Origin of the sequence: Variovorax sp. WS11, assembly GCF_010499245.1 — a bacterium.
Classification (GTDB): Bacteria; Pseudomonadota; Gammaproteobacteria; order Burkholderiales; family Burkholderiaceae_C; genus Variovorax.
In genome coordinates, this window is sequence record NZ_JAAGOW010000001.1 from 124,704 (window position 1) to 146,959 (window position 22,256).

The window sequence follows — 22,256 nt, forward strand, 5'->3', positions numbered from 1 at the left end:
GTCAATTTAGTGACTACATGTATCATCCAAAAAAATCCTCCAGAGAGGAGGATTCATCAGCAGCGACAAGCACTTGCCGTAGTTGGAGTAACTACAGAGGGCGGGAACTTCGGTCTAGCCCCGCCCGACGAAGGGCATCTTGGTCGCCATCACCGTGTGGAACAACACGTTGGCTTCCAGCGGCAGGTTGGCCATGTAGAGCACCGACTGGCCGACGATGGACACATCCATCACCGGCTCGATCGCGATCTCGCCATTGGCCTGCGGCACGCCCTTGGTCATGCGCGCCGCCAGCTCGGTCATCGCATTGCCCACGTCGATCTGGCCCACCGCGATGTCGTGCTTGCGGCCGTCGAGCGACGCAGTCTTGGTGAGCCCTTCGACCGCATGCTTGGTCGCCGTGTAGGCTATGGAATTGGGCCGCGGCGCGGTTGCGGAGATCGATCCGTTGTTGATGATGCGGCCGCCGCGCGGCGTCTGCGCCTGCATGGTGCGGAAAGCCTGCTGGATGCAATAGAACATCCCGTTGAGGTTGATGTCGACCACGCCGCGCCACTGCTCCGGCGTCCATTGCTCGAAGGGCCCGGGCGGATTGCCGACGCCGGCGTTGTTGAACAGCAAATCGACCCGGCCGAAGCGCTCCACCGCAGCTGCGAACAGGGCCTGCACCGACTCGGGATTGGCCACGTCCGTCGGCACCGCGAAGGCACGCGCGCCGGCGCCCGATTCGTCGGCCACCTGCTCCAGCGGCTCCAGCCGCCGGCCCGCCAGCACCACGCTCCAGCCGTCGCCCAGCAAGGCCAGCGCGGCGGATCGGCCGATGCCGCTGCCCGCGCCCGTGACGATCGCGATGCGGCTCTTCTTCTCTGCATTCATCTTCGCTTCTCCTTCAACGGCGCGGCTTGCGCCCTTTCATCTTGTTGGCGGCCTTCTTGACGGCCGAACGGAAAGCCTGCATGGCCGACTGCGGCGCCGCACCGGCGGCGTGTTCGCTGTGCTCGACCGAAGCGGTTTCTGGCTTCTTGCGCGCGCTGCGCTTGGTCGAGGCCTTGGCGGGAACGCCGCCGGTCGCGATGCCCTTGTCCTTCAAGGCGCGCGCGCTCAGTTCCTCGCCCTCGCGTACCAGACGGAAATCGATCTTGCGGCCATCGAGATCGACGCGGCTCACCTGCACGCGCACGCGGGTGCCGATGGCGTAGCGAATGCCCGTGCGCTCGCCGCGCAGCTCCTGACGTTGCTCGTCGAACTTGAAGTATTCGCCGCCGAGCTCGGTGATGTGCACCAAGCCCTCGACATACATCGCATCGAGCGTGACGAAGATGCCGAAGGTGGTGGCCGCCGTGACCACGCCGCCGTACTCCTCGCCCAAGTGCTCGCGCATGTACTTGCACTTGAGCCAGGCCTCGACGTCGCGGCTGGCCTCGTCGGCGCGCCGTTCGTTGGCACTGCAATGCAGACCGGCCGCCTCCCAGGCCAGGACCTCCTTGCTTGGCGCGACGGTGGCCTTCTGCGGCTTGGCGGTCGGCGCCTTCACGCGCGACGCCAACCGCTTCGCGAGCTTGGCATGCGCCTCGCCCGGCGTCGGCAGCATCGGCAGCTGGTACTTGGTCTTGCCCAGGATGGCCTTGATCACCCGATGCACCAGCAGGTCGGGATAGCGCCGGATCGGGCTGGTGAAGTGCGTGTAGGCCTCGTAGGCCAGCCCGAAGTGCCCGCTGTTGATCGGCGTGTAGATCGCCTGCTGCATCGAACGCAGCAGCATGGTGTGGATCTGCTGCGCGTCGGGCCGCTCCTTGGTCGCCTGTGCGATGGCCTGGAACTCGCCGGGCTTGGGGTCGTCGGTGATCGACAGACCCACGCCCATGGCCTTGAGGTAGCCGCGCAGGATCTCCTTCTTCTCGGGCGTCGGGCCTTCATGCACGCGGTACAGGCCGGGATGCTTGCCCTCGGCGATGAAGTCCGCGCTGCAGACGTTGGCCGCCAGCATTGCCTCTTCGATCAGGCGGTGCGCATCGTTGCGGGTGCGCGGCACGATCTTCTCGATGCGGCCGGCCTCGTCGCAGATGATCTGCGTCTCGGTGGTCTCGAAGTCGACGGCGCCGCGCTTGCTGCGCTGCGAGAGCAGTGCGCGATAGACGTCGTGCAGGTTCAGCAGGTCCTTCACACGCTCCTTGCGCTTGGCCGCCTCCGGCCCGCGCGTGTTGCCGAGGATCGCGGCCACCTCGGTGTAGGTGAAACGCGCATGGCTCCACATCACGGCCGGGTAGAACTGATAGGCGTAGATCTCGCCATCGGCCGCCACCAGCATGTCGCACACCATGCACAGGCGCTCGACCTCGGGGTTGAGCGAGCACAAGCCGTTGGACAGCTTCTCGGGAAGCATGGGGATCACGCGGCGCGGGAAGTAAACGCTGGTGGCGCGGTCGTAGGCATCGATGTCGATGGCCGAGCCCGTGTGCACATAGGCGCTGACGTCGGCGATCGCGACCAGCACGCGCCAGCCCTTGCCGCGGCCCACCTTGGCGGGCTCGCAGTAGACGGCATCGTCGAAGTCGCGCGCGTCCTCGCCGTCGATGGTGACGAGCGGCACATCGGTCAGGTCGACGCGGCCCTTCTTGTCGGCCGCGCGCACCTTGTCTGGCAGCGCCTTGGCCTCGGCCAGGCAGGACTCGGAGAACTCATGCGGCACGCCGTACTTGCGCACGGCGATCTCGATCTCCATGCCGGGGTCGTCGATCTCGCCCAGCACTTCTTTGACGCGGCCGACCGGCTGGCCGAACAACGCGGGCGGCTCGGTCAGTTGCACGACCACCACTTGGCCGACCTTGGCGGTGCCGGTCGCGCCCTTGGGGATCATCACGTCCTGGCCGTAGCGCTTGTCCTCCGGCGCGACCAGCCAAATGCCGCCTTCGTGCAGCAGGCGGCCGATGATCGGCTGCTCGGGCCGCTCGATGATCTCGACCACGCGGCCCTCGGGCCGGCCGCGGCGATCCTGGCGCACGACGCGCGCCTTGACGCGATCCTTGTGCAGCACCGCGCGCATCTCGTTGGGGGGCAGATAGATGTCGGCTTCGCCATCGTCACGCTGCACGAAACCGTGCCCATCGCGATGACCTTGCACCGTGCCTTCGACTTCGTCCAGCAGTCCGCCGGAGTGGCTCAAATTTTTGATATATACTCTCTTTCTTTCCTGAAATTCAATACCTGTTGCGAGGGGCTAGCCTCCAAGCAGCAAGTGGGCCCAGATGGCGGAATTGGTAGACGCACTAGTTTCAGGTACTAGCGAGTAACATCGTGGAGGTTCGAGTCCTCTTCTGGGCACCAAGTTTAGATAAACCCTCTGGGTCATCTTCGATTCAAGCCACCGGCCTCCGGTGGCTTTTTTCTTGCCTGTCGAAAACTGCATCAGACAGGCAGCGCGACCAGGTCGTGCCCCTCGGCACCGACGATGCGCGCACGCGTGAACTCGCCGACCTTCAGGGTCTTGCTGATCTTCTCGGGCGGCAACAGCCGCACGGTGCCGTCGATCTCGGGCGCATCGGCATAGGACCGACCGACACCACCTTTGCGCCCCAGTGCCGGCGCTGAATCGACCAGCACCTGCATGGTGGCGCCGATGCGCCGGCGCAGCTTGGCGATCGACACCGCCTCGGCCACTTCCATGAAGCGCGCACGCCGCGCCTCGCGTTCCGACTCCGGCAGCATGCCCGGGATCTCGTTGGCGGCTGCGCCCTGGACCGGGCTGTAGGCGAAGCAACCCGCACGGTCGATCTCCGCCCCGCGGATGAAGTCGAGCAGGTGCTCGAACTCCTCTTCCGTCTCCCCGGGAAAGCCGGCGATGAAGGTGCTGCGGATCACCAGTTCCGGGCACACCTCGCGCCAACGCGCGATGCGCTCCAGGTTCTTCTCGCCACTGGCAGGCCGCTTCATGCGCCGCAGGACCTCGGGATGGCTGTGCTGCAACGGCACGTCGAGGTACGGCAGCACCCGGCCGCTCGCCATCAGCGGGATGATCTCGTCGACGCTGGGGTAGGGATAAACGTAGTGCAGCCGTACCCATGCGCCGTAGGGCTCGGCGATCTCGCCCAGCGTGCGCACCAGCTCCAGCATGCGCGTCTTGACCGGCTTGCCGTCCCAGAACCCGGTGCGGTACTTGACGTCGACGCCGTAGGCGGAGGTGTCCTGGCTGATCACAAGCAGCTCTTTGACGCCGCCCTCGAACAGGGCCTTCGCCTCTGCGAGCACATTGCCCACCGGCCGCGACACCAGGTCGCCGCGCATCGAGGGGATGATGCAGAAGGTGCAGCGATGGTTGCATCCCTCGCTGATCTTCAGATAGGCATAGTGCCGCGGCGTCAGCTTCAGGCCGGCGACGCCGAAGGCCTGCGGTACCAGGTCGATGAAGGGGTCGTGCGGCTTGGGCAGGTTCGCATGCACCGCGTCCATCACCTCCTGCGTCGCATGCGGCCCCGTGACGGCCAGCACGCTGGGATGCATCTGGCGCACCAGGTTGCCGCCGCCTTCGCCAGCCTTCGCCCCCAGGCAGCCGGTGACGATCACGCGGCCGTTCTCGGCCAGCGCCTCGCCGATGGTGTCCAGGCTCTCCTTGACCGCATCGTCGATGAAGCCGCAGGTGTTGACGATCACCAGGTCGGCGCCTTCGAAGGTCTTGGAGGTCTGATAGCCTTCGGCGCTCAGCTGGGTCAGGATCAACTCGGAATCCGTGAGTGCCTTGGGACAGCCCAGGCTCACGAAACCGACCTTGGGGATGGCCGGTGCGGCAATATGTTCAGGGGAGGCTACTTCGCTCATAACCCCCTATTGTCCCCGCTAACGCTCCGTCTGGCCGCCGGGGGGTCGCTTGAGGCCGAAAGCGCCCAGCACCTGCTCGGTGTTTTTCTGCATCTGCTCCTGCATCTGCAGGAACACGTTCTTCGACTGCTCGACATAGTTGCCCATCAGTCCCTGCAGCATGGGCGACTGCAGGGTCATGAAGCGCGCCCACATCTCGGGCGTCAGCACCTGCGCCTTCTCGGCCAGTTGCGCCTGCACCTCGGCCATGGCCTGGATGTTCTTCTCGAGATAAGGGCCCATGTAGCCCTGCATCGCATGACCGTAGAAGCGGATGATGTTGGCCAGCACCTCCTCGGTGAACATCGGCGCGCCGCCGGCCTCCTCCTCGAGAATGATCTGCAGCAGGATGCTGCGTGTCAGATCGTCGCCGCTCTTGGCGTCGCGCACCACGAAGGGCGACTTGCTCATGACCAGCTGCTTGACCTCGGTGAGCGTGATGTAGGCGGAGGTTTCCGTGTCGTAGAGCCTGCGGTTGGGATATTTTTTGATCACCCGCTGCGTCGGCTTGTCGCCGGCGGACTTCTTGCTCTGCACTAAGGACTCCTTGAGGTTTCGCGCCTTGACGCGCGAACCATTCTAGGGAGCGGTTTTGCTGCACCGCGCCAAGGTTTACCCTGACCGGAAATTGCCGTCAATCCAGCGCGGTGGCGTACTCGGCGCCGCACACCTTGCAGACCGCCGACTCGGGGCGTTCGTCGGTGACATCACGGAAGTGCAAGGGCGTCTTGACCCCGTTGAAGACCCAGCAGCGCGGGCAATGCTCGTGACCCGCCAGCGGCAGATAGCCGCGCGCACGCTGCTCCGCGCGCTCCCTCGTGACGGGGGACCCCTGGCGCACCGTTCGCGCGACGTCCTCGGCCGCCATGGTGCCGGCACGCCCGTTGGCGCGGTCGTTGAGTCCGTAGACCACGCGCGCGAACTCCAGTGGTGCCTGCCGCAGCAGGGCGGCGAGGCGGAGCTCCTCGAGTGCCGGACCGGTCTCAGCCTCAGGCGTGGTCATCGTTTCCCTGGGTCAATGAAGTGGTGATGGTGGATGGCCAAGTTACCACAACTGTCGGCGTATCTGCCAGTCGACGAAGGGACTAGACCATGCGGGGGTACATGCTCCCGACCGGTGCGGCAGCGCACGGCGAAGGGCCGGAGCCGCGAGGCAGCCGCTTGGTTGGTGCGGCTGCTGCGATCGGGAAAAGAAAGATTGGTAGGCGCGATTGGACTCGAACCAACGACCCCCACCATGTCAAGGTGGTGCTCTAACCAGCTGAGCTACGCGCCTGTGAGTTTGTTCGAGAGGCCGAAGTATAGCAGCCCGCGAGAGCGCATTTTCCGAGCGCCTCAGCGGCGTCGCGCGGAACGCACGCCGGTCACCGCACGGACCACGCCGAGCACCTGCGTCAGCCGCGCCGCATCGGTGATCTCGATGGTGAAGGTCATCCAGGCCGTGCCCTTGACGGACTGCGTCTGCACGCCGATGACGTTCATCTTCTCGCGCGCAAACACGTCGGAGATGTCGCGCAGGAGGCCCTGACGATCGGCGGCCTCCACGGCCACGTCGACTGCATAGACCGAGCCGTCGCCGCCGCGCCGTTCGCCCCATTCCACATCGATCACGCGCTCGGCATCGCGCCCCGCCATCATGCGGAAATTGCTGCAATCGGCGCGATGGATGCTGACGCCATGGCCGCGCGTGACGAAGCCGCGGATCGCGTCGGGTGGCGCAGGCTTGCAGCACTTGGCGAGCTGCGTCATCAGCGAAGAGACGCCGACCACCAGCACGCCGCCCTTGCCCGAGCTTTCGCCGGCCCGCGCCTTCTTGATGATCACGCCGTCGTCCGGCCCCGGCGCGGGCTCGGGCGGGCGCAGCAGCATCTCGATGTTGCGCAGCGAGAACTCGTCCTTGCCCACCACCTCGAACAAGTGGTCGGCCGACTTGAAGCCCAGCTGCGACGCCAAGTCGTCGAGCTTCAGCGCGGTCTTGCCCTCGCGCTGCAGCACCTTCTCGACCGCCTCGCGGCCGCGCGCCACGGTCTCGTGCGTGATCTGCGCGTTGAACCAGGCGCGCACCTTGGCGCGCGCGCGATGGCTCGCGAGGTAGCCCAGCTCCGCATTGAGCCAGTCGCGCGAAGGACCACCCTCTTTCGCCGCGATGATCTCGACCGTCTGCCCGTTCTGCAGCGGCGTGTTCAGCGGCACCATCGCGCCGTCGACGCGTGCGCCGCGGCAGCGATGGCCCAGGCTTGTGTGTACGGAGTAGGCGAAATCGACCGCCGTTGCGCCCTGCGGCAGCTCGACGATCGCGGCATCGGGCGTCAGTACGTAGATGCGGTCGTCGAACAGGCCCTGTCCCTGCGAGCCGCCCGACAGGTCGCGCTCCCACGCCAGCAGCTGGCGCAGCACCGCAATCTTGGCGTCGTACTCGCCGCTCGCCCAGACGCCGGCATAGCCCTTGTGGCCCGCTTCCTTGTAGGCCCAGTGCGCAGCCACGCCGTGCTCGGCATGGTCGTGCATCTCCTCGGTGCGGATCTGGATCTCGATCGGCTTGCCGGCCTGTCCGTTCACCACTTCGCGCACCACGGTGTGCAGCGACTGGTAGCCGTTGGGCTTGGGACGCGCGATGTAGTCGTCGAACTCCTCGTCGATCGGCTGGAAATGCGAATGCACCCAGGCCAGCGCGGCATAGCAGTCCTTGACGTCGGCCACCACCACGCGCAGCGCCAGGATGTCGAAGACCTGCGCGAAGTCCAGCGACTTGCCGCGCATCTTCTTGACGATGCTGTAGATGTTCTTGGGACGCCCTTGCACCGTGGCCTTGACGCCCTCCCCGGCCAGCTCGCGCTCGAGCCGCGAGCGCAACTGCTCGACGTAGCCTTCGCGCTCCACGCGCTTCTCGTCGAGCAGGCGCGCGATGAGCTTGTAGGTCTCGGGCTCGAGGAAGCGGAAGGACAGGTCCTCGATCTCCCACTTGACCTGCCAGATGCCGAGGCGGTTCGCCAGCGGCGCGAACACCTGCAGGGATTCGCGCGCCACGCTCTCGGGCACCGGCTTCTTGGAAGCCGCCGCGTAGCGCAGCGTCTGCAGTCGCGACGCGAGGCGCAGCATCACCACGCGCAGATCGCGCGAGAACGCGAGCAGCATCTTGCGCACGTACTCGGTCTGCGTGCCGGCGCCATCGCCGATGTGCGCGCTGGCCGTGACCGAGCGTGCCTGCTTCTGCACGTGCACGAGCTTGGTGGTCTCGACCGCGAGCAACGCAAAGTTGTCGCCGAAGACCTTGGCGATCACCTCCAGCGGCCGATTCAGGTGCTGGCAGGAATAGACCAGGTAGCTGGCCGCCTGCATCGCCTCCGACCCGCCCATCGCCGACACGATCGCGGCCACGGCGTCGGCGTGCGAGAGGGTGTTCTCGCCGGTGTCCAGCGTCTCGTCGGCGATCAGGGGCTCGGCGAAGGCTCGTGCTCGCGCGAGCATGTTCTCCTGCACCGGCGTGCGCTCCGCGGTCGCGGCCGAGAGCGGATAGTCGACCACGGAAGCACCGGACATCGAGAGGCCGGGTTGGTCACGCTTCACTCGATCACCCCCTCCCAGGTGGTGCGATGGACGACAGACTCGATCATGGAAGGCGGGCGCTACGGTGAAGATAATGGGCTCGTTGCATCCTAATTCATCCGGAGATTGATCATCATGCTCAAAGGCAAAACCGCGCTTGTCACGGGGTCCACCAGTGGCATCGGGCTCGGCATCGCGAAGGCGCTGGCGCAACAGGGCGCCAGCATCGTGCTCAACGGTTTCGGCGACGCGGACAAGCCGCGGGCGGAGATCGAATCGCTGGGCGTGAAGGCCGACTACCACGGCGCCGACATGAGCAAGCCGTCGGACATCGAAGACATGATGAAGTTCGCAGCCGCCAGGTTCGGCCGCGTCGACATCCTGGTCAACAACGCCGGCATCCAGCATGTCGCGAAGGTCGAGGACTTCCCCGTCGAGCGCTGGGACACAGTGATCGCCATCAACCTCACCAGCGCCTTCCATACCACCCGCCTCGCCGTGCCCGCGATGCGCGAGGCCAACTGGGGCCGCATCGTCAACATCGCCTCGGCGCACGGACTCGTGGCCTCGGCGCAGAAGTCGGCCTATGTGGCGGCCAAGCATGGCATCGTCGGCCTCACCAAGGCGGTGGCGCTCGAGACCGCCACCACCGGCGTCACCTGCAACGCGATCTGCCCGGGCTGGGTGCTGACGCCGCTGGTGCAGAAGCAGATCGACGACCGCTCGGCGCGCGAAGGCATCTCGGCCGCGCAGGCCCAGAACGACCTGCTCGGCGAGAAGCAGCCTTCGCTGCAGTTCACCACGGTCGAGCAGTTGGGCGGCCTCGCGGTCTTCCTGTGCTCGCCGGCCGCCGACCAGGTGCGCGGCGTGGCCTGGCAGGTCGACGGCGGCTGGACGGCGCAGTAGCAGCGCCGCGCCACCGCAGCCCTACTTGAGCTGCACCGATCCCGAGACGTTGACGACCACGCTGGTCTTGCCGGCCTCGACCGGCACCGCGGCGTCATACGACATCTTCGACGAGGCCTCCGCCGCCATCATGCGCGGCCGGATCGGCGGGCCCTGGTTGGCGTTGACCGACACCTCGCGCAGCGTGTAGCCGCCGAAGCCGAAGCCCTTGGCCAGCTCGGCCGCCTTCTGCTTGAAGTTCTCGATCGCGATGGTCTGCGCCTCGGCCTCGACCTTGGCGCGCTGCTCGCGGCTCAGGCCGAAGCCGATGCCGCCGACGGTGAGCGTCGAGATGCGGCCGGCCGTCTGCGTGATGCGCGGAAAGTCCTTGCCCTCCAGCACCAGCTCCGTCGTGCCCTGCCAGCCGGAGATCTTGCCGTCACGCGTGTAGCGCGGCACTAGGCTGAAGTTGCCGGTGCGCACGTCGAGCAGCCCGGGCTGGGCGTTCTTGCGCGCCTCGGCCAGCGCGGCGTCCAGCGCGGTCTTGAGCTGGGTCTGCACGCTGGCCGCATCGGCCGCATCGCGGCTGGTGCTGAGGGTCATGGACAACAGGTCCTGCTGCGTTTCGACCGTGCCGGTCGCCGACAACTGCAGCACGTTCTGCGGCGGGGTCCATGGCGCGCTTTGGGCCATGGCTGCCCCGGCACACATCAATGCGGCACAGGCCGCTAGCTTCCTGATTTTTTTCAAGGCGAGCAATTCCATCGAGAAAGAAAAAACGCATCATGCCCCGTGGGGCCGTGCTCACTGACGTTGGCTGCGCGGCGCTGTCAGCAGGTTGCCTTTCGGCGCGGGGCCGGGCACCAGGCGCTCGGCCGGCTGCGACTCTGCCGAATGGATCAGCTCCGTCCGGAGTTCCGGCCCGGGATCCGGCCGCGGCACCCACTGCTGGCGCACCTGCTGCCGAAGCTCGGCCAGCTCGGCCGGGGTAAGCCGGCGACCGGCCGCCGCTTCCTGGCGCCGCACCTCCTCGCGCTTGGCCGCCCGGTGCGCCTCGACGGCGTCGCGCACTTCGTTGCGCCGCTGGTCGCTCACCCGGACGAAGCCCCAGGACGGCTCCGCGGCCGCCGGCAACGAGCCGCACAGCGACAGCACAAGGGACGAGGCGAAAAGAAAGAGTTTCATGGCAAGGAGTCGAGCTTGGAACGACTGTGCCACCGCTACCCATGGCGCAAACGTCTGGACGGCTAGCGCCCGCAAGTTTTGTAACTTAGTGTCAAACCATTGTGAAAAGCGCCTCAATGGGCCTGCAACACCCTCAAAATTGGCGTTGTTACAAATTCGGCGTTGTAGAAATGAATCAAGCACCAGCCCGCACAGACAAGATCGTGATCGTCGACGACGACGCGCGCATCCGCGACCTGCTGCGCCGCTACCTGACCCAGGAAGGCTTCGAGGTCATCGTGGCGGAAGACGGCAAGGCCCTCAACCGCATCCTGCTGCGCGACACGGTCGACCTGATCGTGCTCGACCTGATGATGCCCGGCGAGGACGGCCTCTCGGTCTGCCGACGACTTCGCGCCGCCAACGACCGCACGCCGATCATCATGCTGACCGCCAAGGGCGAGGACGTCGACCGCATCGTCGGCCTGGAAGTCGGCGCCGACGACTACCTGGGCAAGCCCTTCAACCCGCGCGAGCTGCTGGCGCGCGTGCACGCGGTGCTGCGACGCCGCCCGCCGCTCGAAGCGCCTGGCGCCCCCTCCACCGACAACGAGACGGTGAACTTCGGGCCCTTCAGCTTCGACCTCGGCTCGCGCACGCTCAGGAAGGACGGCGAGGAACTCTCGCTCACCACCGGCGAGTTCGCGATGCTCAAGGCCCTGGTGCGGCATCCGCGCCAGCCGCTGTCGCGCGAGAAGCTGGCCCAGCTGGCGCGCGGCCGCGAGTTCGAGCCCTTCGACCGCAGCTTGGACGTGCAGATCTCGCGCCTGCGCAAGCTGGTCGAGTCCGATGCCGCGGCGCCGCGCTACATCCAGACGGTCTGGGGTGTCGGCTACGTGTTCGTGCCGGACGGCACGACCTGAGGCGCTGAACTTTCGTGGCCGCCACTTTCGGCCCCAAGACCACAGCACCCAGCCCCCTAGGCGAAGACGGCCCCCAGGTCACCTTGCCGAGCCCGCTGGAGGGCCTCGGCCAGTCTCGGCGCAAGCCGCGGCTGCAGCTCGGCCTGAGTCTGTTCTGGCGCACCTTCTTCCTGCTGGTGCTGCTCTTGGTCGGCTGCACGGTCGCCTGGCTGCAGACCTTCCGCGCCCTCGAGTACGAGCCGCGCGCCATCCAGACGGCGCACCAGATTGCCTCGCTGGTCAATCTCACGCGCGCGGCGCTGGTCTATTCCGACGCCATCACCCGCGTCTCGCTGATCAAGACCCTGGCCGACCAAGAGGGCGTGCGCATCCTGCCGCGCGAGCCCAACGACCGCTTCCTGCCCTACACCACCGGCGCCCTCGACGCGCGCGTGACCGAGGAGCTGATCGACCGCCTCGGTGAAGGCACCACCGTGGCCAGCCGCGTCAACGACGAGCCCGGCCTCTGGATCGGCTTCACGATCGAGAGCGATGCCTACTGGCTGCTGCTCGACCCCACGCGCTTCACCCGTTTCGGCGGCCGCACCTGGCTGATCTGGCTGGTGACGACCATGGCCCTCTCGCTGGCCGGCGCGGCGCTCATCACGCGCCTGATCAACCTGCCGCTCAAGCAGTTGTCGCGCGCCACCATGCAGGTGCGCGAGGGCGAGTACGAGGCGCACCGCCTGGACGAGCGCGCCCGCACCAACGAGATCCGCGCCGTGAACGTGGGCTTCAACCGCATGGCCGACCAGCTCGCCAAGATCGAGCAGGACCGCGCCGTGATGCTGGCCGGCATCTCGCACGACCTGCGCACGCCGCTGGCGCGCCTGCGCCTCGAGACCGAGATGAGCGTGACCGACGAGGACGCGCGCGAGCACATGGCGGCCGACATCGCGCAGCTCGACGCCATCATCGACAAGTTCCTCGACTACGCGCGCCCCGACCACGTCGACTTCAAGCCGGTGCTGCTGCGCGACGTGATCGACGCCTGCACCTACGCCGTGCAGGACCACGAGGACATCAAGATCACGGTCGACGTGCCCGCCGACCTGCGTGTGATGGCCGACGAGGTCGAGCTGCAGCGCGTGATCTCCAACCTGGTCGAGAACGCGCGGCGCTACGGCAAGACGCCCTCCACCGGCGTGGCCGACATCACGATCCAGGCGCAGGCCCACAACGACGCCGTGCTGATCAAGGTGCGCGACCACGGCGCCGGCGTGGCGCCGGCTCTGCTCTCGCAGCTGAGCAAGCCCTTCTTCCGCGGCGACGTCGCGCGCACCTCGGCGGCCGGCGCGGGCCTGGGCCTGTCGATCGTGACCAAGAACATCGAGCGCATGGGCGGCACCTTCGCCTTGACCAGCACGCCGGGCCGCGGGCTCGCCGCGCATATCCGCATGCCGCGCGCAGCTTCGATCAAGCCCGAGGCTCCCCCGGCAGGCAAGACCCAGCAGGCGAACAAATAAGCCGTCTAGCGGCGCAGCAGCGCCACCGCGCGCGCTTCCATCGCTCGGCCCTCGCCCACCGGGCCGAGCTTCTCCGCCGTCTTGGCCTTGACGTTCACCCGGTCGGGCGCGAGCTCGAGCGCGGCCGCGATGCGTGCGCACATGGCCGGGATATGCGGTGCCAGCTTCGGTGCCTGCGCGATCACGGTGCTGTCGATGTTGCCGATCTGCCAGCCCGCCGCGCGCACGCGCCGCGCCGCCTCGGCCAGCAGCACCGCCGAGTCGGCGCCGCGGAACTGCGCATCGGTATCGGGGAAGTGGCGACCGATGTCGCCCAGCCCGGCCGCGCCCAGCAGGGCATCGGTGATGGCATGCAGCAGCACGTCGGCGTCGGAATGGCCCAGCAGGCCCGTGCTGTGCGGAACCTCGACGCCGCCCAGGATCAGCTTGCGGCCGGCGACCAGCTGGTGCACATCCCAGCCCTCGCCGACGCGGATGTCGAATGCGTTCATGTCTTTGCGCCGCGCCGGCTGTGCAGGAGCGCTTCGGCCAGCGCGAAGTCCTCGGGATAGGTGAGCTTGAAATTCTGCGCGCTGCCCGGCACCAGCAGGGGCGCGAGGCCGATGGCTTCGATCGCGCTGGCCTCGTCGGTCACCGAATCGCCGGCACGCTCCAGTGCATCGAGCAGCATGCCGATGCGGAACATCTGCGGCGTCTGGGCCAGCCACTTGTCGGCACGGGTCAGCGTGCTCGCGACGCGGCCCTCGGGCGAGGCAACCTTCAGGGTGTCCGGCAGGCGGTGGGCCAGCAGGCCGCCGATCGCATCGTGCTCGCAGGCCGCGATCAGGGCCTCGATCTGCGTCGGCGTCACCAGGCAGCGCGCCGCGTCATGCACCAGCACCCAGTCGTGCGGGCCGGCGCCTGCCGTTTGCCGGAGCGCCAGCAGCCCGTTGCGCACGGTGGCCGCGCGCGTGGCGCCGCCGACCTGCAGCAGGTGCTCGCCTTCAGCCGGAAAGCGCGGCAGCGCGGCCGCCACCTCGCGGTCCTGCGGCGACACCACCAGCGCAATGCCGGCAAAGCGGCCCGCCAGCGCGCGGAAGGCCTCCAGCGTGTGGCGCACCATCGGCCGGCCGGCCAGGCGCTGGTACTGCTTGGGGCCCGTACCGCCGGCGCGGCTGCCGGAACCCCCGCAGGGAATCAGGACGAAAAGACGGGAAGGAGTCATGGGGTCCGGCCGGAGCCAACGGCGAAGGGGCAGCCATTCTAGAATCGGCTCGACCCTCACACCCCTCGCCGGCCGGCGCGGGGTGTTCTGCATTTCATTGGCACTTCATGGACCTCCCCGCTCTCACCGCAGGCAAGCGCTTCACGCTGCCCCGCCCTCCTCTCTCCGCCGATGCGCTGCTGCTGGCGCAGCTGGCCGAGCGCGAGAAATCGGCCGGCCGCGCGAGCGCCGTCTTCACCGCCGACGCCAACGATGCGCAGCGGCTGATCGACGAGCTCGCCTTCTTCGCGCCCGAGCTGCGCTGCGCCCTCTTCCCCGACTGGGAGACGCTGCCCTACGACAGCTTCTCGCCGCACCAGGACCTGATCAGCGAGCGCCTCGCCACCCTGTGGCGCATCAGCCAGAAAGAGGCCGACGTGGTGCTGGTGCCGGCCACCACCGCGCTCTATCGGCTGGCGCCGCCGGCTTTCCTGGCGGGCTACACCTTCCACTTCAAGACCAAGCAGAAGCTGGAGGAATCCAAGCTCAAGGCCCAGCTCACGCTGGCCGGCTACAGCCATGTGACGCAGGTCGTGAGCCCCGGCGAGTACGCGGTGCGCGGCGGGCTGATCGACCTGTTCCCCATGGGCTCGCAGGTACCTTTCCGGGTCGACCTGTTCGACGACGAGATCGATTCGATCCGGACCTTCGACCCCGACACCCAGCGCAGCCTTTACCCCGTGCCCGAGGTGCGCCTACTGCCCGGCCGCGAGTTCCCGATGGACGACGAAGCCCGCGCGCGCTTCCGCAGCCGCTGGCGCGAGCTGCTGGAGGGCGACCCCACGCGCAGCCGGCTCTACAAGGACATGGGCAACGGCGTCGCGACCGCCGGCATCGAGTACTACCTGCCGCTCTTCTTCGAGGAGACGGCCACGGTGTTCGACTACCTCGGGGCGGACACGACCGTGGTGCTGCATGGCGAGCTCGAACCGGCGTTCCAGCATTTCTGGCAGGACACGGGGGAGCGCTATCGGCTGGTGCGGGGCGATCCGGAGCGGCCGGCGCTACCGCCCGAGGCCTTGTTCTTGAGTGCGGAGCAGTTCTATCAGCGGGCGAAGCCGCACGCTCAGTTGGCGATTCGAGGCGGGGGGCGCCCTCACCCCAGCCCTCTCCCAGAGGGAGAGGGAGCCAAAGCGGACTTGCCCCCTCTCCCTTTGGGAGAGGGCGGGGGTGAGGGCTCCCCGTATGTGGAATTCACTCCCCTCCCCCCCATCGCCGTCGTCCGCGGCGCCGACGATCCGCTGGTCAAGCTCAAGGCCCACATCGCCGCCACCCCGCACCGCGTGCTCGTTCTCGCCGAAAGCGACGGCCGCCGCGAGAGCCTGCTCGACTTCCTGCGCGCCAGCGGCGTGAGCCCGCCCGCCTTCGACTCGCTGGCCGAGTTCGAGGCCTCGCCCGACGAGAAGATCGGCATCGCCACCGCCGCGCTGGTGGCCGGCTTCGCCTGGACCGAACAGGGCATCGACTTCGTCACCGAGACCGAGCTCTTCGCCACCGCGCCCTCGGCCCGCCGGCGCAACCGCAAGCAGGAGCAGGTCAGCGACGTCGAGGCGCTGATCAAGGACCTGAGCGAGCTGGCCGTCGGCGACCCGGTGGTGCATTCGGCGCACGGCATCGGGCGCTACCGCGGCCTGGTCCACATGGACCTGGGCCAGGGCACCGATGCCGAAGGCAAGCCGATGCTGCAGGAGATGCTGCACCTGGAATACGCCGACAAGGCCACGCTCTACGTGCCGGTCGCGCAGCTGCACCTGGTCAGCCGCTACACCGGCGTCAGCGCCGACGAGGCGCCGCTGCACAAGCTCGGCTCGGGCCAGTGGGAGAAGGCCAAGCGCAAGGCCGCCGAGCAGGTGCGCGACTCGGCCGCCGAGCTGCTCAACATCTATGCCCGGCGTGCCGCGCGCGAGGGCCATGCCTTCCGCTTCTCGGCCGCCGACTACGAGGTCTTCGCCAACGACTTCGGCTTCGACGAGACGGCCGACCAGAAGGCCGCGATCCACGCCGTCATCCAGGACATGATCTCGCCCCAGCCGATGGACCGCCTGGTCTGCGGCGACGTGGGCTTCGGCAAGACCGAAGTGGCCCTGCGCGCCGCCTTCGTCGCGGTGACCGGCGGCAAGCAGGTGGCCTTCCTCGCGCCCACCACGCTGCTCGCCGAGCAGCACCACCAGACGTTGATGGACCGTTTCGGCAAGTGGCCCGTCAAGGTCGCCGAGATGAGCCGCTTCCGCTCGACCAAGGAAATCAATGCGGCCGCCAAGGGCCTGGCCGACGGCAGCGTCGACATCGTGGTCGGCACGCACAAGCTGCTCTCCGGCACCGTGAAGTTCAAGAACCTCGGCCTGCTCATCATCGACGAGGAGCATCGCTTCGGCGTGCGCCACAAGGAGGCGATGAAGGCCCTGCGCGCCGAAGTGGACGTGCTCACCCTCACCGCCACGCCGATCCCGCGCACGCTGGGCATGGCGCTGGAAGGCCTGCGCGACCTCAGCGTGATCGCCACCGCGCCGCAGCGGCGCCTGGCGATCAAGACCTTCGTGCGCAACGAGGGCACGGGCGTGATCCGCGAGGCCGTGCTGCGCGAGCTCAAGCGCGGCGGGCAGGTCTACTTCCTGCACAACGAGGTCGAGACCATCGAGAACCGGCGCCAGAAGCTGGAGCAGATGCTGCCCGAGGCCCGCATCGCGGTCGCCCACGGCCAGATGCCCGAGCGCGAGCTGGAGCGCGTGATGCGCGACTTCGTGGCCCAGCGCTACAACCTGCTGTTGTGCTCGACCATCATCGAGACCGGCATCGACGTGCCGAGCGCCAACACCATCGTGATGAGCCGCGCCGACAAGTTCGGCCTGGCGCAGCTGCACCAGCTGCGCGGCCGCGTCGGCCGCAGCCACCACCAGGCCTATGCCTACCTGATGGTGCCGGACATCGAGGGCCTGACCAAGCAGGCCGCCCAGCGTCTCGACGCCATCCAGCAGATGGAGGAGCTGGGCTCCGGCTTCTACCTCGCGATGCACGACCTGGAGATCCGCGGCGCCGGCGAGGTGCTGGGCGAGAACCAGAGCGGCAACATGATGGAGATCGGCTTCCAGCTCTACAACGAGATGCTGGCCGAGGCGGTGCGCTCGCTCAAGGCCGGCCAGGAGCCCGACCTGCTGGCGCCGCTGTCGGTCACCACCGAGATCAACCTGCACGCGCCCGCCCTGCTGCCCGAGAACTACTGCGGCGACGTGCACCTGCGCCTGTCCTTCTACAAGAAGCTCGCGACCGCGAAGACCTCCGACCAGATCGACACCCTGCTCGAGGAGATCGTCGACCGCTTCGGCAAGCTGCCGCCGCAGGCGCAGACGCTGATCGACGTGCACCGGCTGCGCGTGCTGGCGCGGCCCTACGGCGTGGTCAAGGTCGACGCCGCGCCGGGCGTGATCCACATCAGCTTCAAGAAGGACCCGCCGGTCGATTCGATGGCCATCATCCAGCTGATCCAGAAGAACAAGCACATCAAGCTGGCCGGCAACGAGAAGCTGCGCATCGAGCGGGAGCTGAAGGAGCCGAAGGAGCGAGCGCAGATGGTGCGGGATGTGCTCAGGAGCCTCGGGCAGCCGAAGGTCGCAGAGGCGAGCGCCGCCGTATAAGTGTGCGCACTTATATAATTCACGACGGTTGTCAGCAAAGGAGGCCTGGTATGTCTCAAGTCACGATTTATCTGGAAGACGACGCCCTGGCGGCTGCCAAGGAAGCAGCAGCGCGGGCCCACATGTCGCTGAGCAAATGGTTCGCTCAGTTCGCCGAGGCGGAGAAGCGCAAGCCCAAGAAGAGCTGGGACGAGTTCTTTGTCGAGGTCGACAAGCGGCCCGAACTGTGGGCCGATTTCCCACTGACCGAGGAAATGAACAAGGACCTGCCGCCGGACACGCCACGCGAGGCGTGGTGATGTACCTGTTGGACACCAACACTCTGATCTACGCCTTCCGCCGCGCTGGCGGAGTTCGCGAACGGATGGCCACCGTGCCGGACGAACTCATGGCCTTGAGCGCGGTGAACCTGTTCGAACTGGAGTTCGGATTCTCCAAATCCATCGATCCCACCACCCAGCGCACCCAACTGGCGGAGTTGACCATGCGGTTCGCCGTCCTCGACTTCGATACGGACAGCGCGCGCAGGGCGGGCCAGATCAAGGGTTATCTGCAGAACAAGGGCACGCCCATCGGACCCTACGACCTTTTGATGGCCGGCATCGCTCTTGCCCACAACCGTATTGTCGTCACGCGCAACGTGCGCGAGTTCTCCCGGGTCCCCGGATTGCGCGTCGACAACTGGTACTCTGAATGAAAGCAACCCAAGAGATTTCGCCTGGCCTTGTGGTCCAGCGCTTCACCCCTCCCCTGAAGCTCGCCGACTTCAAGCTGATTGCCTTCGACATGGACTCGACGCTGATCAACATCGAGTGCATCGACGAGATCGCCGATGCAGTCGGCAAGAAGGCCGAGGTCGCCGCGATCACCGAAGCAACGATGCGCGGCGAGATCATGGACTTCAAGGAAAGCCTGCGGCGCCGCGTGGCTCTGCTGCAGGGCGTGCCGGTCTCGGCGCTGCAGGAGGTCTACGACCGGCGCCTGCGCCTCAACCTCGGCGCCGAGGCGCTGGTGTCGGCCTGCAAGGCGGCAGGGCTCAAGGTGCTGCTGGTCTCCGGCGGCTTCACCTTCTTCGCCAACCGCGTGAAGGAGCGCCTGGGCATCGACTTCGCGCGCTCCAACCTGCTCGACGAGGCTGAGGGCAAGCTCACCGGCCGCGTGGCGATGCAATCCTGGGGCGACATCTGCGACGGCGCGGAAAAGCGCCGCACCTTGCTCGAAGTCGCCTCGCTTCTCGGCATCTCGCCCGCCGAATGCATCGCGGTCGGCGACGGCGCCAACGACCTGCCGATGATGCGCGAGGCCGGCCTGTCGGTGGCCTACCACGCCAAGCCCAAGGTGCGCGAGGAGGCCATGGTGGCGATCAACGACGGCGGCCTCGACCGGCTGCTTGAAGTCCTGCGCTGAGGCGCCGGGAGAAACCGGTTTCTCCCCTAAGGCAAAAAGGACCTGCGCGGTCCTAGGGTTATCTTCAGTTTCGCTTGCGGCGCCCCGGGTGCTTGAATGCCCGGGCAACAACGTAGGAGACGAAATGAAGCGCCGTCAGTCTCTGGCCGCACTCGGTGCCGCCGCCACCGCCCTGGTTCTTCCCGGGCTCGCCCACGCGGCCTACCCCGAGCGCCCGATCACGATGATCGTGCCGTGGGGCGCCGGCGGCGGCACCGATGCCGTGGCCCGCATCATCGCCGCCGAGCTCGAGAAAGAGCTCAAGCAGCCCATCAACGTGGTCAACCGCACGGGCGGCAGCGGCGTGGTCGGGCACCAGGCCATCGCCTCGGCCGCGCCCGACGGCTACACGCTGGGCATCGTCACGGTCGAGATCGGCATGATGCGCCACGCAGGCCTCACGCAGCTCTCGGGCGCCGACTACACGCCGCTCGCGCTCATGAACTTCGACGCCAACGCAATCTTCGTGCGCGAGGACTCGCCCATCAAGAGCGCCAAGGAGCTGCTCGACGCCGCCAAGGCCAGCCCCGGCAAGCTGAAGGCCAGCGGCACCGGCCAGGGCGGCATCTGGCACCTGGGCCTCGCGCAATGGCTGGTCGACAACAAGCTGCCCGGCAACGCGATCGCCTGGGTGCCGAGCCAGGGCGCCGCTCCGGGCCTGCAGGACCTGATGGCCGGCGGCGTCGACGTGGTGTCCTGCTCGCTGCCCGAGGCGCGCTCGCTGATCGACGCCGGCAAGGTGCGCCCGCTGCTGCTGCTGGGCTCCAAGCCCGACGGCATCTTTCCCAAGGTGCCGCTCTACACCGACGCCGCGGGAAAGATGTGGAATGCCGGCGCGTGGCGCGGCATCGCCGCGCCCAAGGGCCTGCCGAAGGAGCAGACCGATCAGCTCGCCGCCACGCTCAAGAAGATCTTCGACGGCAAGGGCTACCAGGACTTCCTGGCCTCGCGCGGCTTCGGCGCCCTCTATGCCGATCGCGCAGACTTCGGCAAGTTCATGGCCGAGAAGGACGCGGGCTTCGCCGTCGCGATGAAGGCCGTCGGCATCGCCAAGTAGAGCCTGACCAGCCCTGTCGATGCGCATCCATGACAGCCTGATCGGCGCCGCGCTGCTGCTGCTTTCGCTGGCGGTGCTCTGGCACATCCAGGGCTTTCCGCCGGCGGCTGGCCAGAACTTCGGGCCGGCGCTGTTCCCCGGGCTTGCCGCGGCGGGCCTTGCGCTGTGCTCGCTGGCGCTGACGTGGCAAGGCCTGCGCAGCGGGCAGCCCTTGCTCGTGCTCGGCGAGGGCCTGCGTTCCCCGCGGCGCCTCGCGGCCTTCGCGATCGTCATCGCCAGCATGGCCTTCTACATCCTGCTGGCCGACCGGCTCGGCTTCGTGCTGTGCAGTTTGCTGATACTGACGTTGTTGCAATGGGCCTGCGGCGTGCGCCTGCCGGTCGCGCTGGCGGTGGCGGTCGCGGCCACGCTGGTGATCCACACCTGCTTCTACAAGCTGCTCAAGGTGCCGCTGCCCTGGGGCGTGCTGCAGCGCTTCGCGTGGTGAGGCAAAGCTGATGGATTCGGTCCTCCTCGCCCTGCAGACCGTCGCCACGCCGACCGTGCTGTTGGTGATGCTGCTGTCGGGCCTTTTCGGCATGTTCGTCGGTGCGGTGCCCGGGCTCACGGCCACCATGGCCACGGCCCTGCTGGTGCCCATCACCTTCTTCCTGCCGCCGGTGCCCGCCGTCGCGGCCATCGTCACGGCCACGGCCATGGCGATCTTCGCGGGCGACATTCCGGGCGCCCTGCTGCGTATCCCGGGCACGCCGGCCTCCGCCGCCTACACCGACGAGTCCTATGCGATGACGCGCAAGGGCCAGGGCGAGACGGCGCTGGGCATCGGCCTGGTGTTCTCCTGCATCGGCGGCCTGTTCGGCACGGCCGTGCTGATCGTGGCCGCGCCGGCGCTGGCCGAGGTGGCGATCAAGTTCAGCTCCTTCGAATATTTCTGGCTGGTGCTGCTGGGCCTGACCTGCGCGGTCTTCATCACCAGCGACACGCCGCTCAAGGGCCTCATCACGCTGTTCCTGGGCCTCCTGATGGGCTGCGTGGGCCTGGAGAATCCGGCCGGCCATCCGCGCTTCACCTTCGGCAACGCGGACCTGCTGGGCGGGCTCACCCTGATCCCCGCGATGATCGGCATGTTCGCCATCTCCGAGATCCTGCGCTTCACGGTCACGGCCGAGGAACTCGCGCGCTTCAAGAAGCAGATCGGCTCGGTCTTTGCCGGCATGGGCGGCCTGATCCGCAAGTACCCGATGCAGACCCTGCGCGGCAGCGCGCTGGGCACCGCGGTCGGCATCCTGCCCGGGGCGGGCGCCGACATCGCGGCGTGGATGTCCTATGCGATGAGCAAGAAGCTCTCGAAGGAGCCGCAGAAGTTCGGCACCGGCCATCCGGAAGGCCTGGTCGAGGCCGGTGCCGCCAACAACAGCGCGCTCGCCGGCGCCTGGGTGCCGGCGCTGGTGTTCGGCATCCCGGGCGACTCCATCACGGCCATCGTGATCGGCGTGCTCTACATGAAGAACATGAACCCGGGCCCGATGATCTTCATGAACAACCCGCACAACGTCTACGCGGTGTTCATCGTCTTCATCCTCGCCAACCTGCTGATGCTGCCGCTGGGCTGGGCCTGCATCAAGGCCTCGGCGCGCATCTTGCGCATGCCGCGCACCGTGCTGATGCCGATCATCCTGGTCTTCTGCCTGGTGGGCGCCTTCGCCATCAACAACGCGCTGTTCGACCTCTGGATTCTGCTCGGCTTCGGCGTCGCGGCCTGGCTGCTGGAGGAGAACGGATTCCCGGTCGCGCCGGCCATCCTCGGCATGCTGCTGGGCAAGATGCTGGAGGAGAACTTCATCACCTCGATGATCAAGTCCGACGGCAGCTGGCTGGCTTTCGTCGAGCGGCCGATCGCTGCCGGGCTCGCGCTGGCCACGCTGCTGGTCTGGTTCGGCTCGACCGCCCTGGCCTGGCGGCGCCGGCATCGACGCCTGCAGACTGCCGCGGCACACTGAACAC

The 22,256-nt window shown here is 67.5% G+C and carries 20 protein-coding genes and 2 tRNA genes; 11 read left to right on the forward strand and 11 right to left on the reverse strand.

All coding sequences use genetic code 11. The annotated features are described in order from the left end of the window. Positions 1-114 precede the first annotated feature (114 nt). Both GXN78_RS00650 and rnr read right to left on the reverse strand, forming a co-directional pair. Positions 115-876, reverse strand: a complete 762-nt coding sequence (locus GXN78_RS00650; protein WP_106558401.1) for an SDR family oxidoreductase — start codon at positions 874-876, stop codon at positions 115-117. A gap of 13 nt (positions 877-889) precedes the next feature. Beyond that, the gene (gene rnr, locus GXN78_RS00655) at positions 890-3,172 is read right to left on the reverse strand and encodes a ribonuclease R (RefSeq protein ID WP_239142784.1); all 2,283 of its coding nucleotides are present in this window, start codon (positions 3,170-3,172) and stop codon (positions 890-892) included. A gap of 67 nt (positions 3,173-3,239) precedes the next feature. Between rnr and GXN78_RS00660 the strand changes: the two genes are divergently transcribed. Further along, a tRNA-Leu gene (locus tag GXN78_RS00660) sits at positions 3,240-3,324 on the forward strand. Between the two features lie 81 nt (positions 3,325-3,405). Here GXN78_RS00660 and rimO read toward each other — a convergent pair. The 5 genes from rimO to GXN78_RS00685 all read right to left on the reverse strand — a co-directional run bounded on the left by rimO (position 3,406) and on the right by GXN78_RS00685 (position 8,391). Continuing rightward, positions 3,406-4,812, reverse strand: coding sequence for a 30S ribosomal protein S12 methylthiotransferase RimO (gene rimO / locus GXN78_RS00665; RefSeq protein ID WP_106558403.1), 1,407 nt, complete (start codon positions 4,810-4,812; stop codon positions 3,406-3,408). Positions 4,813-4,830: 18 nt separating this feature from the next. Continuing rightward, positions 4,831-5,388 (reverse strand): polyhydroxyalkanoate synthesis repressor PhaR, encoded by a 558-nt coding sequence (gene phaR / locus GXN78_RS00670; RefSeq protein WP_106558404.1) that lies wholly within the window; start codon positions 5,386-5,388, stop codon positions 4,831-4,833. A gap of 97 nt (positions 5,389-5,485) precedes the next feature. After that, positions 5,486-5,854, reverse strand: coding sequence for a hypothetical protein (locus GXN78_RS00675; RefSeq protein ID WP_106558405.1), 369 nt, complete (start codon positions 5,852-5,854; stop codon positions 5,486-5,488). A gap of 196 nt (positions 5,855-6,050) precedes the next feature. Next, a tRNA-Val gene (locus GXN78_RS00680) sits at positions 6,051-6,127 on the reverse strand. Between the two features lie 59 nt (positions 6,128-6,186). After that, a complete protein-coding gene (locus GXN78_RS00685) occupies positions 6,187-8,391 on the reverse strand; it encodes a bifunctional (p)ppGpp synthetase/guanosine-3',5'-bis(diphosphate) 3'-pyrophosphohydrolase (protein WP_106558406.1) in 2,205 nt (734 codons plus the stop codon). Positions 8,392-8,532: 141 nt separating this feature from the next. Between GXN78_RS00685 and GXN78_RS00690 the strand changes: the two genes are divergently transcribed. Then, complete coding sequence (locus GXN78_RS00690) at positions 8,533-9,303, forward strand: 3-hydroxybutyrate dehydrogenase (RefSeq protein ID WP_106558462.1); 771 nt, start codon at positions 8,533-8,535, stop codon at positions 9,301-9,303. 21 nt (positions 9,304-9,324) lie between these two features. Here the strand turns inward: GXN78_RS00690 and GXN78_RS00695 are convergent, their stop codons facing one another. Together GXN78_RS00695 and GXN78_RS00700 are read right to left on the reverse strand one after the other, a co-directional pair. Continuing rightward, complete coding sequence (locus GXN78_RS00695) at positions 9,325-9,975, reverse strand: SIMPL domain-containing protein (RefSeq protein ID WP_239142558.1); 651 nt, start codon at positions 9,973-9,975, stop codon at positions 9,325-9,327. 111 nt (positions 9,976-10,086) lie between these two features. Beyond that, positions 10,087-10,467 (reverse strand): hypothetical protein, encoded by a 381-nt coding sequence (locus GXN78_RS00700; protein WP_106558407.1) that lies wholly within the window; start codon positions 10,465-10,467, stop codon positions 10,087-10,089. Positions 10,468-10,637: 170 nt separating this feature from the next. On the opposite strand from GXN78_RS00700, the gene ompR reads away from it, so the two are divergent. Beyond that, the gene (gene ompR, locus GXN78_RS00705; protein WP_106558408.1) at positions 10,638-11,369 is read left to right on the forward strand and encodes a two-component system response regulator OmpR; all 732 of its coding nucleotides are present in this window, start codon (positions 10,638-10,640) and stop codon (positions 11,367-11,369) included. A gap of 83 nt (positions 11,370-11,452) precedes the next feature. Continuing rightward, a complete protein-coding gene (locus GXN78_RS00710) occupies positions 11,453-12,874 on the forward strand; it encodes a sensor histidine kinase (protein WP_106558409.1) in 1,422 nt (473 codons plus the stop codon). 5 nt (positions 12,875-12,879) lie between these two features. On the opposite strand, the gene ispF is transcribed toward GXN78_RS00710, so the two are convergent. Together ispF and ispD are read right to left on the reverse strand one after the other, a co-directional pair. Then, complete coding sequence (ispF, locus tag GXN78_RS00715) at positions 12,880-13,365, reverse strand: 2-C-methyl-D-erythritol 2,4-cyclodiphosphate synthase (RefSeq protein ID WP_106558410.1); 486 nt, start codon at positions 13,363-13,365, stop codon at positions 12,880-12,882. Then, positions 13,362-14,078 (reverse strand): 2-C-methyl-D-erythritol 4-phosphate cytidylyltransferase, encoded by a 717-nt coding sequence (gene ispD / locus GXN78_RS00720; protein ID WP_106558411.1) that lies wholly within the window; start codon positions 14,076-14,078, stop codon positions 13,362-13,364. Before ispD ends, ispF begins: the two co-directional genes overlap by 4 nt. A 107-nt stretch (positions 14,079-14,185) precedes the next feature. On the opposite strand from ispD, the gene mfd reads away from it, so the two are divergent. From mfd to GXN78_RS00755, 7 genes are all read left to right on the forward strand, one after another. Next, entirely contained in the window at positions 14,186-17,749 is a 3,564-nt protein-coding gene (mfd, locus tag GXN78_RS00725) for a transcription-repair coupling factor (RefSeq protein ID WP_106558412.1), read from the forward strand. A gap of 50 nt (positions 17,750-17,799) precedes the next feature. Next, positions 17,800-18,048 (forward strand): hypothetical protein, encoded by a 249-nt coding sequence (locus GXN78_RS00730; protein ID WP_164255332.1) that lies wholly within the window; start codon positions 17,800-17,802, stop codon positions 18,046-18,048. Beyond that, positions 18,048-18,446 (forward strand): type II toxin-antitoxin system VapC family toxin, encoded by a 399-nt coding sequence (locus GXN78_RS00735; protein WP_164255333.1) that lies wholly within the window; start codon positions 18,048-18,050, stop codon positions 18,444-18,446. Before GXN78_RS00730 ends, GXN78_RS00735 begins: the two co-directional genes overlap by 1 nt. After that, the gene (gene serB, locus GXN78_RS00740; RefSeq protein WP_106558414.1) at positions 18,443-19,156 is read left to right on the forward strand and encodes a phosphoserine phosphatase SerB; all 714 of its coding nucleotides are present in this window, start codon (positions 18,443-18,445) and stop codon (positions 19,154-19,156) included. The genes GXN78_RS00735 and serB overlap by 4 nt, the downstream gene beginning before the upstream one ends. A 124-nt stretch (positions 19,157-19,280) precedes the next feature. Next, the gene (locus GXN78_RS00745) at positions 19,281-20,252 is read left to right on the forward strand and encodes a tripartite tricarboxylate transporter substrate binding protein (RefSeq protein ID WP_106558415.1); all 972 of its coding nucleotides are present in this window, start codon (positions 19,281-19,283) and stop codon (positions 20,250-20,252) included. A gap of 19 nt (positions 20,253-20,271) precedes the next feature. Next, positions 20,272-20,739: a tripartite tricarboxylate transporter TctB family protein gene (locus GXN78_RS00750; RefSeq protein WP_106558416.1), complete on the forward strand. Its 468-nt coding sequence runs from the start codon at positions 20,272-20,274 to the stop codon at positions 20,737-20,739. Between the two features lie 10 nt (positions 20,740-20,749). Beyond that, entirely contained in the window at positions 20,750-22,252 is a 1,503-nt protein-coding gene (locus GXN78_RS00755) for a tripartite tricarboxylate transporter permease (protein WP_106558417.1), read from the forward strand. The last annotated feature ends 4 nt before the right edge of the window (positions 22,253-22,256 follow it).

Excerpts from the sequence above, each read along its gene's own strand:
- GXN78_RS00650 (WP_106558401.1), bottom strand. The coding sequence starts at position 876 with ATGAATGCAGAGAAGAAGAGCCGCATCGCGATCGTCACGGGCGCGGGC.
- rimO (WP_106558403.1), bottom strand. The coding sequence starts at position 4,812 with ATGAGCGAAGTAGCCTCCCCTGAACATATTGCCGCACCGGCCATCCCC.
- GXN78_RS00675 (WP_106558405.1), bottom strand. The coding sequence starts at position 5,854 with ATGACCACGCCTGAGGCTGAGACCGGTCCGGCACTCGAGGAGCTCCGC.
- GXN78_RS00685 (WP_106558406.1), bottom strand. The coding sequence starts at position 8,391 with ATGTCCGGTGCTTCCGTGGTCGACTATCCGCTCTCGGCCGCGACCGCG.
- GXN78_RS00690 (WP_106558462.1), top strand. The coding sequence starts at position 8,533 with ATGCTCAAAGGCAAAACCGCGCTTGTCACGGGGTCCACCAGTGGCATC.
- GXN78_RS00695 (WP_239142558.1), bottom strand. The coding sequence starts at position 9,975 with ATGGCCCAAAGCGCGCCATGGACCCCGCCGCAGAACGTGCTGCAGTTG.
- GXN78_RS00700 (WP_106558407.1), bottom strand. The coding sequence starts at position 10,467 with ATGAAACTCTTTCTTTTCGCCTCGTCCCTTGTGCTGTCGCTGTGCGGC.
- ompR (WP_106558408.1), top strand. The coding sequence starts at position 10,638 with ATGAATCAAGCACCAGCCCGCACAGACAAGATCGTGATCGTCGACGAC.
- ispF (WP_106558410.1), bottom strand. The coding sequence starts at position 13,365 with ATGAACGCATTCGACATCCGCGTCGGCGAGGGCTGGGATGTGCACCAG.
- ispD (WP_106558411.1), bottom strand. The coding sequence starts at position 14,078 with ATGACTCCTTCCCGTCTTTTCGTCCTGATTCCCTGCGGGGGTTCCGGC.
- mfd (WP_106558412.1), top strand. The coding sequence starts at position 14,186 with ATGGACCTCCCCGCTCTCACCGCAGGCAAGCGCTTCACGCTGCCCCGC.
- GXN78_RS00730 (WP_164255332.1), top strand. The coding sequence starts at position 17,800 with ATGTCTCAAGTCACGATTTATCTGGAAGACGACGCCCTGGCGGCTGCC.
- GXN78_RS00735 (WP_164255333.1), top strand. The coding sequence starts at position 18,048 with ATGTACCTGTTGGACACCAACACTCTGATCTACGCCTTCCGCCGCGCT.
- serB (WP_106558414.1), top strand. The coding sequence starts at position 18,443 with ATGAAAGCAACCCAAGAGATTTCGCCTGGCCTTGTGGTCCAGCGCTTC.
- GXN78_RS00745 (WP_106558415.1), top strand. The coding sequence starts at position 19,281 with ATGAAGCGCCGTCAGTCTCTGGCCGCACTCGGTGCCGCCGCCACCGCC.
- GXN78_RS00750 (WP_106558416.1), top strand. The coding sequence starts at position 20,272 with ATGCGCATCCATGACAGCCTGATCGGCGCCGCGCTGCTGCTGCTTTCG.
- GXN78_RS00755 (WP_106558417.1), top strand. The coding sequence starts at position 20,750 with ATGGATTCGGTCCTCCTCGCCCTGCAGACCGTCGCCACGCCGACCGTG.